11 protein-coding genes are annotated in these 10,722 nt (G+C 62.6%); 6 read left to right on the top strand and 5 right to left on the bottom strand.

What is annotated here, in order from left to right:
* Together mmsB and NCHOL11_RS16340 are read left to right on the top strand one after the other, a co-directional pair.
* Window positions 1-879 (top strand): 3-hydroxyisobutyrate dehydrogenase, encoded by an 879-nt coding sequence (mmsB, locus tag NCHOL11_RS16335; RefSeq protein WP_097093620.1) that lies wholly within the window; start codon window positions 1-3, stop codon window positions 877-879.
* Between the two features lie 111 nt (window positions 880-990).
* Entirely contained in the window at window positions 991-1,242 is a 252-nt protein-coding gene (locus NCHOL11_RS16340) for a hypothetical protein (protein ID WP_097093621.1), read from the top strand.
* Between the two features lie 247 nt (window positions 1,243-1,489).
* On the opposite strand, the gene NCHOL11_RS16345 is transcribed toward NCHOL11_RS16340, so the two are convergent.
* Complete coding sequence (locus NCHOL11_RS16345) at window positions 1,490-2,818, bottom strand: MFS transporter (protein ID WP_176502336.1); 1,329 nt, start codon at window positions 2,816-2,818, stop codon at window positions 1,490-1,492.
* A 305-nt stretch (window positions 2,819-3,123) separates the two neighbouring features.
* Here NCHOL11_RS16345 and NCHOL11_RS16350 point away from each other — a divergent pair, with 305 nt between their 5' ends.
* On the top strand, window positions 3,124-5,301 hold the full coding sequence (locus tag NCHOL11_RS16350) for an arylsulfatase (protein ID WP_255254882.1): 2,178 nt from the start codon (window positions 3,124-3,126) through the stop codon (window positions 5,299-5,301).
* Between the two features lie 56 nt (window positions 5,302-5,357).
* Here NCHOL11_RS16350 and NCHOL11_RS16355 read toward each other — a convergent pair whose 3' ends face one another.
* From NCHOL11_RS16355 to NCHOL11_RS16365, 3 genes are read right to left on the bottom strand one after another with little or no spacing between them, the layout of a single operon-like run.
* On the bottom strand, window positions 5,358-5,771 hold the full coding sequence (locus NCHOL11_RS16355; RefSeq protein WP_141397899.1) for a hypothetical protein: 414 nt from the start codon (window positions 5,769-5,771) through the stop codon (window positions 5,358-5,360).
* Window positions 5,771-6,097, bottom strand: coding sequence for a hypothetical protein (locus NCHOL11_RS16360; RefSeq protein ID WP_141397900.1), 327 nt, complete (start codon window positions 6,095-6,097; stop codon window positions 5,771-5,773). The genes NCHOL11_RS16355 and NCHOL11_RS16360 overlap by 1 nt, the downstream gene beginning before the upstream one ends.
* Before the next feature lie 54 nt (window positions 6,098-6,151).
* Window positions 6,152-6,571, bottom strand: a complete 420-nt coding sequence (locus NCHOL11_RS16365) for a hypothetical protein (RefSeq protein ID WP_097093625.1) — start codon at window positions 6,569-6,571, stop codon at window positions 6,152-6,154.
* A gap of 280 nt (window positions 6,572-6,851) precedes the next feature.
* Between NCHOL11_RS16365 and NCHOL11_RS16370 the strand changes: the two genes are divergently transcribed.
* Window positions 6,852-7,145, top strand: coding sequence for a hypothetical protein (locus NCHOL11_RS16370; protein WP_097093626.1), 294 nt, complete (start codon window positions 6,852-6,854; stop codon window positions 7,143-7,145).
* Window positions 7,146-7,160: 15 nt separating this feature from the next.
* Here the strand turns inward: NCHOL11_RS16370 and NCHOL11_RS16375 are convergent, their stop codons facing one another.
* A complete protein-coding gene (locus NCHOL11_RS16375) occupies window positions 7,161-8,936 on the bottom strand; it encodes an FAD-binding protein (protein WP_255254883.1) in 1,776 nt (591 codons plus the stop codon).
* Window positions 8,937-9,069: 133 nt separating this feature from the next.
* Here NCHOL11_RS16375 and NCHOL11_RS16380 point away from each other — a divergent pair, with 133 nt between their 5' ends.
* On the top strand, window positions 9,070-9,711 hold the full coding sequence (locus tag NCHOL11_RS16380; protein ID WP_097093628.1) for a TetR/AcrR family transcriptional regulator: 642 nt from the start codon (window positions 9,070-9,072) through the stop codon (window positions 9,709-9,711).
* Window positions 9,712-9,807: 96 nt separating this feature from the next.
* The coding region (locus NCHOL11_RS16385; RefSeq protein WP_097093629.1) for a formylglycine-generating enzyme family protein at window positions 9,808-10,722 on the top strand (915 nt) is incomplete at its 3' end.

Below are 10,722 nucleotides of genomic sequence, written 5' to 3' on the forward strand. Positions count from 1 at the left end.
ATGACTGAAACGATCGCCTTCATTGGCCTGGGCAATATGGGCGGCGGAATGGCCGCCAATCTTGCCAGGAACGGCTTCACCGTCCGCGCCTTCGACCTGTCCGACGACGCGCTTGCCAAGGCGGAGGCAGCAGGCGCGATCCGCACGGGCAGCGCTGCCGAAGCAGTCACCGGCGCGGATGCCGTCGTCACCATGCTTCCGGCGGGCAAGCATGTGGAAGCCGTCTATACCGGCGAAGTGTTCGGCGCAGCCAAGCCCGGTGCGCTATTCCTCGATTGCTCGACCATCGACGTGGCAACCGCCCGTCGCGTCATCGCAGCCGCGAAGGCGAAGGGCTTCCAGATGGCCGACGCACCCGTTTCCGGCGGCATCGCGGCGGCCAGTGCCGGGTCGCTCACCTTCATGGTCGGCGGCGACGATGACACTTTCGCCAAGGCAAAGCCCATCCTGTCCGCCATGGGCAAGGCGGTGATCCACGCCGGCAGCGACGGCAATGGCCAAGCGGCGAAAATCTGCAACAACATGCTGCTCGGCGCGACCATGGTGGCGACCTGCGAAGCCTTCGCCATGGCGGAGAAGATCGGGCTCGACGCGCAGACCTTCTACGATATCTCCAGCGTCTCGTCAGGGCAAAGCTGGTCCATGACCAGCTACTGCCCCGTCCCCGGCGTCGGCCCCCAATCACCCGCCGACAATGGCTATAGCGGCGGTTTTGCCGTCGCCCTTATGCTGAAGGACCTCAAACTCGCACTAGAAGCGGCAGCATCGGTCAACGCCAGCGTGCCCATGGGGGCGCAGGCGGAAAGCCTCTACCAGTTGCTCGCGAACAAGGGGGAAGCGGGTCAGGATTTCTCCTCGATCATCAAATTGCTGTCCTAAGCCGGATCAACATACAGGCTGCTTAGCTGCATGATCTGCAGCAAGGCCCATGCAACTGAACGTCGCGCCTTCCGTTACATTGATAGGTCGTCAAAAAAATGAGGCAAATCAATGCGGATGGAAAGCGCGACAGGCTGGTCGGCAACATATAGCTATTCACCCCTCTATCGGGAAGATGAGCCAAACCATTGTCCCGGATGTGACCGGCAACAATGGATCATCGGGCGGATGACTGCCGAATGCACTTTTTGCGGCTCTGCCATGCCGCTTGAACATTTCAGCACCTATAGCGCTTCGCCCCGGATCGAGTGCCGCGATTATACGGCCGACGATCTGCCTGACCATCTGCGGCCAGTGGCCTGAGCTGTTCCAGACACAAAGAGCCCCACCTCCTGATCAGAAGGCAGGGCAGTTTGGGTCGCACTGCAGGATAACCTGCGGGCAGCCAACCAGCATCTCGGCCCTCGGGTTCCGAGGTCGAAGTGAAGGCAACATCACCGCATCGATGGTTAATATGTTGAAACGTCCCGGAAACAGGGGCCTTTCGCGCCAGCTATAACCAAGGCTATAATCAACAATATCACCCGGCCAGGGCACGAAATCGGGCCACTCAGCCGCGCGCCACCGCCTCGCTCGTCACCGCATAGCTGCGCAGCCCGGACCATGCGGCCAGAGCAGCGAAGAGCGAAGCACAGAAGCCCACCGTCGCCAGCGCCGGGCCGATCTGCCCCTGCCCGCCAAACAAGGCGCTGTCGATCAGCGGCACGATGGCGGTCCCGAGCGACAATCCCACCAGACTGTTGGCAAGCAGGAACAGCGCAGCGCCCGTCGCCCGCATGCTCGGCGGCGTTGCAAGCTGGATCGCGGCCAGCGAGCAGCCGAAATAGCCGTTGAAGCAAAAGGTCAGCAGGGAAAAGAACAGCAGCAACAGCGTCGCCGACGGCATGATCGGCGCAAGGGCGGCCGGGACCAGGCACAGGAAGGCGAGGATCATCGTCATCCGCAAATTGGCATCGCGAACGCCCTTCAGCGACAGCCTCTCCGCCGCGAACCCGCCAGCCAGCGACCCGAGGCTCCCGAGGACGAGATAGATCAAGCCGAGACGGAGGGACGCCTGACCCGCTGTCATGCCAAATGTGCGGATCAGCAGCGTCGGATACCAGGCCATCAGACCATAACCCATGATCCCCAGCAATGTGGAATTGCCGTAGATCGCGGCGAACGTCCGCCAGTGCGCGCGCAGATGCGACAGCGCGGCGCGCAACGGCATGCCCGCGCTTACCCATCCCGCCCGGCGCGCCGGTTCACGCGCGAGGAAAACAAGCGCCGTCACCACCAGGCCGGGCAGCGCCACCAGAATGAAGGCCGCGCGCCATGTCGGCATCGGCCCGACTCCGGGAACCATCAAGGCCCCCTGCTCGGCGACCATGTCAACCACAGCGCCCCCCACCAGCAACGCCAGTCCGCCGCCGATCGTGATGCCGAGATTGTAGATCGCCATCGCCCGTGAAAGCTGCGCGGGCGGATAGGCATCGCTCAGCCAGCTATGGGCGGATGGAGAAAGCGACGCTTCGCCCAATCCCACGCCCATCCGCGCGGCGAACAGATGGGCATAGCTTCCCGCAAAGCCGCAAAGGGCCGTGCAGGCGCTCCAGAATAATACGCCCACCGCGATGATCCGGCGGCGGCTGATCCTGTCGGCCAGCATGCCGATGGGGATCCCAACGACCGCGTACAGCATGGCGAAGGCCAGCCCCTGCAACAAGCCGACCTGCAAATCGCTGAGGCCCAGATCCTGTTTGATCGGCTCGACCATCAGGCTCAAAATCTGTCGGTCGACGAAGGACAATATGTAGGCAAGAAGGAATATGCCAAGCGCGACATGGGCCCGCCGCAAACTGGTCCTGCCGCCGGCTTCGACAGATTCTTCCCTGCTCACTCGCTCATCCCCTCGCGCCACGGCTTTTGATTCCGCCCTGAATTGTCGTGCGTCTCTGCAGATTTTAGGGGGGAAAGGTCAAGCTTGGACATCGACGCACTTAGGCGTGACGCTAAATCATTGCCATGGCCATCTGTACTATATAGTATCGTACATAGATGATGGAGGAGGTTGGCGAGATGAAGAATGTGCGGCGGCTTTTAAGAACCCTGGCTCTCTCAGCGGCTGGAGTGACCGCAATGGCCCAAGCCCAGCCTCCCGCCACGACCTCAGCCCCCACGGCCGCCCCTTCGTCACCTCGATATGTGCGCCAAGCGCCGAAGGGAGCACCCAACATCGTTCTCGTGCTGCTCGATGATGTCGGCTTTGGCGCCACCTCGACGTTCGGCGGCCCGGCGCAAACGACGACGCTCGACCGGCTGGCCCGCGATGGGCTGCGCTACAATCGTTTCCACACGACCGCGATCTGCTCGCCGACGCGCGCATCCCTGCTGACGGGCCGTAATCCGCATGCCACCGGGATCGGCTCCGTCATGAATTCAGCCGACGGACGGCCGGGCTATAGCGGGTTCCAGGGCAAGGATACCGCAACGATCGCCCGTATCCTGCGTGAGAATGGCTATGCGACCGGGGCCTTTGGCAAATGGCACCAGACGCCCGATTGGGAACTGAGCCAGGCGGGCCCGTTCGACCGCTGGCCTACGGGAGAGGGCTTCGACACCTTCTACGGCTTTCAGGGTGGAGAGACCGATCAGTTCAACCCGACACTCTATCAGGGCACCACGCCAGTCATGCGGCCAGCGGGCGACAATTATCACCTGACGGAAGATCTCGCTGCCCGCGCGGCGGATTGGGTTCACACCATCGGCTCCTCAGCGCCCGGCCGACCCTTCTTCCTCTATTTTGCGCCGGGCGGCATCCATGCGCCGATTCAGGTGCCCAAGGAATGGATCGACAAATATCGCGGCAAGTTCGACCAGGGCTGGGACAAGATGCGCGAAGAGATTTTCGCGCGTCAAAAGAAGCTGGGCGTGATCCCCGCGAACACCAAATTGACGCCGCGCCCGGCGGAAATGCCCGCCTGGGACAGCCTGACCCCCGAACAGAAGCGCTTCTCCTCGCGCCTGATGGAAAGCTACGCCGCTTTTCTCGCGCACACGGACGCGCAAGTCGGCAAGCTGGTGGACGAACTCAAGGCGAACGGCCAGTTCGACAACACGCTCTTCATCTATGTCGTCGGCGACAATGGCGCGAGCGCGGAAGGCGGGCTGGAAGGCAGCCTCGATTATATGGGCAGGCTGACCGGCGTGTCGCCCTCGCCTGACGCAAAGTCATTCGCCCGCATCGATGAAATCGGCGGCCCTTCGACCTATGCCCATGTCAACTCCGCCTGGGCCTGGGCGTCGGACACGCCCTTCCAATGGACGAAGACGGTCGCCTCCCATCTTGGCGGAACGCGTAACGCCATGGTGCTCAGCTGGCCCAACCGGATCGAGCAGAAGGGCGGCATCCGCAGCCAGTTCGGCCATGTGAACGACATCGTCCCCACCATATTGGAAGTCACCGGCATCCCGACACCAGCCGAAGTCGATGGTGTACGGCAAAAGCCGATGAACGGCGTCAGCCTCGCCTACAGCTTCAACGATCCCAAGGCGCGCGAGCGGCACACAACCCAATATTTCGAAGTCTTCGGCAATCGCTCCATCTATCATGATGGCTGGATGGCCTCGGCCTTCCATGGCCGCTATCCCTGGATGGCCTATGCCCCCAGGGAGCGCCCGCTGGAAGAAGACAAGTGGGAACTGTACGACCTTCGCACCGACTTCTCCCAATCCAATGATCTTGCCGCGAAGAACCCTAAGAAGCTGGAAGAGTTGAAGGCGCTCTTCATGACGGTAGCTGCGGCCAATCAGCTCCTGCCGCTGGGCGGCCAGGTGCTCGACAAGAGCAAGCTTCCCGATCCAACCGGCGGCCGCCGCTCTGCGGACTACCGCCAGGGCGACATCGGCGTTCCAGAGGTATCGCTGCCTCGCCTGTTCAGCCGTTCCTGGACCATGCGAGCCACCATCGATGCGACGCCAGGCGCGCGGGGCGTAGTTGCGGCGCTGGGCGGAACGGACTCCGGCATGGCGCTCTATCTCGATGGCGAAGGACGGCCCAAATTCACCTATCGTCTCTACGATGTGAAGACCGTCGATCTGCTCGCCCCTGCTCCCCTGTCATCGGGCAAGCACAGCATCCAGGTGGATTTCGACTATGCGGGCGGCGGCTTTGGCAAGGGCGGCACGTTGAAGATGACGGTGGACGATCAGCCGATCGCTTCCGATACCATCCCGGCCAACCCCGTCTTCTTCAGCATCCACGAAACGTTCGGCGTGGGCCTCGACACGGGAGCGCCCGTGGGCAGCTATTCGTCCGATGCTCCGCTCGGCTACCCCATCAGCGGCGCGAAGGTCGACAAGGTGACCATCCGCACCCGGTAACCGACCCTGCGCAGGGCGGCCCATCGAAAGGGCTCGCCCTGTGCAGCCATGGCCAGCTATTTGGACGTCGTCGTCTGACGATCGATCACGGGCTTTTCGCCACGTTCCTTGTAGATCGACATGGAGCGGGATCGAACCTGCCCATCCTTGCGCACATGGGTGTTGGTCATTGACCGCGCCCGCTCGTCATCATCGCGCGCGGTGGCGACGGAACGCTGCCGAGCCATATTGTCATTGAACTTGGCACGCGAGTCCGTGGTCGCCGTGCCGCCATCCGCGGCCGTGGCGGTGCCGCCACCCGATACGCCGACGCTGTTCGCGTCCGTGGTGCCGGAACCATAGGTGCCAGCGGACACGTCGCCGGTCGTCGGGGTGGAGGATTGGGAAGCCGCGCTGTTGGTCTGCGCGGAAACACCGCCCGCGCCAGCCAGACAGGCCGACGCCAGGATTATAGCTATTGCTCGCTTCATCATTCGTTCCTTTCCGGTCGCTCGTCGATGATGATCCGGCATCCTTCCGGCCCCCGCGTCACTGTCATGGATCGCCCGGAACCATCGGACGAGCTGGACGCACTGGACGATGCCCTGGACCCGCCTGCCGATGAGGAAGAGGCACTGACATGCGACGAAGCATGCGCGCCATGCGAACTGCTCGACGCAGCCGAAGCGCCTTGTCCTTCATCCGCTATGACAGACGTTTCGACACGGCCATCAGCGAAAATATGGGTGCGACGGCACGTTCCGTCCGGCGACTGAACGCCTGCCGCCGCCGCGATCATCATGATGATGGGTCCCATGGTGACACCTTTCTTGGGGACAAGCATGCTTGTCCCCAAAAGGTGGGAGTAAAATCAGCGAGACGGGTTGGTGGAATTCGCCGTGGAATCACCATAGACCTCGCCGGTCGAGCCATTGCGATCCGTCGATCCATAGGCGTCGATCGACGTCGAAGTGCTCTGCGATCCCGTACCGCTGGCCGAACCGCCAGCCGTCACACCGCCCGTCGCGCGATCACGATCGGTATAGATGGTGCCCGAACCATAGGTGGACGCCGAATTGGATGTCGCGCCGTCGCGGCGGCTCTCACGGTCATGGCGCTTTGCCTTGTGCTTGCCGTGGGCGCGGTCGTTGCTGCCTGCGGTCGCCCCGCCAGCCACCGAACCTTCAGGAGTGGACGCCGATACGCCACCGCCTGCCGTCGTTTGAGCGATCGCGCTCGTTCCAAGCAGGCCCGCGGCGGCCAGAGTAGCGATAATCATTCCGTTGCGCATAATGCTCTCCTTCCATGATTGTCCTGATGCAGCGCATGAGGTCAGTGCACAGCGCAAGGGGAGTGAATTAGTTCAACGACTTGCCGCAGCTTTTCTGTCGCCCTGTCGTGTCTAAACCCAGGATGAACAGAGATCATGCAGTGAAAGTGCGGCGATCCGGCAATCATGCTAAATTAAATGCACCCCTAGAACCAATATCCTTTCCGCGCATTTCTACGAACAACAATGGACTTGTGCCCGGTGCTACCGGTCATATCCATGGCGGTTCCAGGAGAATGCAATGAGCACGAAGATAGAATATAGTTTTTCGACCCGCCGCGAGGCTGAACTGGCGGTGGAGCATCTGGTGCAGGAACATGGGTTCGAACGCACCGACATCTTCATCGAACCCAAGGGATCGAACAACAGTGTCGGCGAGGAGATCAGCGGAAGCGACGCCGCCGCTCCTCTGGAAGAAGAACGGGACGACGCACCGCTGGAAACGCCGATCCTCGTATCGATCGACCTGAACGACGACAGCCGCGCCACTCTTGTCAATGACGTTTTCAGCGAAGCGGGCGGCAACAGGTCCTGAGGATAGAGCCTGCGACTATTCCGAACCGGCGCGGCCCGCAATCGCGCGAGCAGCGCGTCGGCCGGAATAGATGCAGTCGGCATAGGAAAGGCCGCTGACATACAGGTTGGAACAGATGCCGACCGCGTTGCGCCCGGCGGCGTATAGCCCCGGAACCAAGCCGCCATCGCGGCGCACCTGCCCCGTCCGCTCGTCAACCGCCAGGCCGCCCACCGTCATGCAGGCGATGGGAAAAAGCTGCGCATCGACCGATGCATCGATGGCATAATAGGGGCCCTGCTCCAACGGCAGCATCTCATCCGCCGCCTTGTGGAACCGGTCCTTGGCTTCTCCTTTTGCCGCGCGGTTGTAAGCAGCGACCTCCGCCGCGAATGTCGCGGGATCGAAACCCATCTTCCGCGCCAGATCTTCGGGCGTCCGTCCCTTCTTGGCGGCGAAGAAGCAGTTGACGATCGTGATGTCCCGCTGAAAGCCCAATGTGCCACGGCGGAAAGCATCGCGCAGCGCTTTCCGGAACAATCTGCGGTCCAATATGATGTAGCCCCGCCCGCCATTGCGTTCGACCATCTCGTCGCCGATCCGCGCGCCATACCAGGTCTCGTTGACGAAGCGTTCGCCACGGCCATTGACCAGCATCCCCTGCCCCCATGCTTCGGGCGGAGAGAGGAAGCGCCATGCGGACACGCGCCCCATCAACTCGGTCGCGGCGCCAGCCGTCACGCCCAGCATGATCCCGCTGCCATTGTCGCCCAGCGTGCCATTGGGCAGTCCGGGCGCATATTCGGGTGCGAAATGTTGGACCATCGGCGGATTGCAGATGAAGCCTCCAGCGCTCAGCACCAATCCCTTGCGCGCCCGGATCCAGCTGCTCTTGCGCACGCTGCTCTCCAGGCTCCGCGCCTTGGCGAGATAGCGATAGCCTACGGCAATGGTGATGCGTGATCCCGGAAAAGTGCCGGGCAGCATCGACATCCATTTGCCGGCAAGGGCGATGTAGCGCGAATGTTTGCGCCGCGTCTCGGGCTCGGCAAACTCCTCGATCCGCACGCCGATGACGCGGCCTTCGCTGTCCAGCGCCAGTTGCCGGGCTTCCGCCCCGGATCGGAACATCATGCCCTTGGCGAGGGCGCTCGCCCGCAAGGCATTGTACATGCCCGCACCCACGCCCCAGGGCTTGTTGCCATTGCGGAAATGAACCCGGTGGCCACGCGCGGCGGGCTGCGTCAGGTCGCGATAAGGCCCCGCCAGGCTGCTGTCAGGATGATAGAGGAATTTGTCGATGGGCGGATAAGAGGTCTTGCCGGGATGATAGCTTGCCTGGAACGGCGCGCCGTGGCTGCGCAGCCATTCGAACGTGCCTGCGCTGCTCTCGCAGAAATCGCGCAGCGTCTCGTCGGAAACGATGCCGCCCGTCTCCATCTTCAGATAGGCGAACATGCGCTCCGGATCATCCGTGATCCCCGCTTCGTGCTGGATCGACGTGCCGCCACCGGCATAATAGACGCCGCCATTGGCCGCCGACGATCCCCCGCCATCATATTGATCGACGGCAATGACGCTCAGGCCCTCTTCCAGTCCGTGCAAGGCAGCCGCGATCCCCGCGCCGCCAAGGCCCACGACCACCATATCCGCTTCCTCGTCCCACGAATGAGCGTCCGGATCAGCGACATGCAGCGGCGCTTCGATCGCGAGGCCCCAATCCTTTATCGCCTTCCCACCAGGCGGAACGGGTGCGTGATCCGGCTTCTTGCGCGGGTCATGATCCAGGGCAGCCATTGCGACGTCGGACATTCATCTCTCCCCCAGGCGAGAGTCGCCCGCCAGCTCTGATTCAATTTGACATGAAGTTGACGATAACTTGTCTATCCGTCAAGTTAAGCTGGAGCGAAAGACATCAACCTCCGGCCGGAAAGGAAAATTGCAGATGGGAACGGTCAGGCAAGCGAGGGAAAAAGGCGGACGACCGGACACCGCCACCGCGTTACGCCTGAGCCACGCGATCCTGGACGCCGCCGAACGGACTTTCCTCGCCCAGGGATTTACCGGAGCCAGCATCGAAGCGATCGCCACTGCGGCTGGCACGAGCAAGCAGACCATCTATGCGCGGTTCGGCAGCAAGGAAAAACTGTTCCTGGCTGTCAGCGAAAGACTGCTCAAACCCAAATTCCCGGTACAGCCCTCGGGCGACGCCAGCCTCGCCGCCCGGCTCGGCACAGCGGCGCGCCAGATATTGGCAGCCATGCTCGACCCGAAGATGGTGCGGATGTACACCATCATCACGGCCGAAGCCCACCGCTTCCCGGAACTCGCCCACGCCGCCGATGACAACCAATCCTTCCCCGCCCGCCTGCTCGTCCTGCACATCATCGAGCGAGCTTTGGAACGCGGAGAGATTTGCTGCGATGATCCCGCAAGCGCCATGCTGATGTTCCAGGACATGGTCCTCGCCGCCCCCCTCCGCTCCACCGCACTCGGGATCAGAAAGTGGAGCCCGCAAGATCTGGAACGTTGGGCCGACAGCGCCGTGGCGATTTTCCTCAACGGGGTGCGATCATCACCGCTTTAAGCCACGCGCAACCCTATGCTATGGGGCTCCCTCGAAAGCCATGAATGGCAGGCTATCGTTTCTGGCAGAGGATCAAGCGGCACGATGAGGGCGGGCATGCGCCACGTTCCCGGCGGGACTTTCCGCATGGGATCGGACAATTTCTATCCCGAGGAAGCGCCCTCGCGCCAGGTGCGCGTCGATCCTTTCTGGATCGATGAAACGCCTGTCACCAACGCCGATTTCGCGCGCTTTGTCGAAGCGACCGGATATCGCACGCTGGCTGAGATAGCGCCCGATCCCCGTGACTATCCCGGCATGGACCCCGCCATGGCCAATGCAGGCTCCTTGCTGTTCCAACGGACGCGGGGTCCGGTCGACCTCGTGGATTACAGCCAGTGGTGGACGTTCAGCTTCGGCACCGATTGGCGTCATCCCCACGGGCCGGACACAAGCATAGCGGGGTTGGAGGACCATCCGGTCGTGCACGTCGCCTTCCCCGATGCGGAAGCCTACGCCAAATGGGCGGGGAAGCTTTTGCCGACCGAGGCGGAATGGGAATTTGCGGCCAGGGGCGGCCTCGATAACAGCGAATATGCCTGGGGTGACGAGCTCGCGCCCGGTGGCAAGATGCTGGCCAATTATTGGCAGGGCGCCTTCCCCTATGGCAACACGCTTGAGGACGGCTATGAACGGACCTCGCCCGTCAAAAGCTATCCGGCGAACGGCTTCGATCTCTACGACATGATCGGCAATGTCTGGGAATGGACGACCGACTGGTACGCCCAGCCGCGCATCGAGCGCAAGGCGAAGGGAAGCTGCTGCGTCCCCGCCAACCCAAGGGGCGGCACGAAGCGGGAAAGCCTGGACCCGGCCATGCCGCACACGCCGATCCCGCGAAAGGTGCTGAAGGGCGGATCGCATCTTTGCGCCGCCAACTATTGCCAGCGCTACCGCCCCGCCGCCCGCCACGCGCAGGCGATCGACAGCTCCACCAGCCATATCGGCTTCCGCTGCATCGTCAGGGGCGAC

This window comes from Novosphingobium sp. Chol11, assembly GCF_900218065.1.
In the GTDB taxonomy this organism is placed as follows: Bacteria; Pseudomonadota; Alphaproteobacteria; order Sphingomonadales; family Sphingomonadaceae; genus Sphingobium; species Sphingobium agri.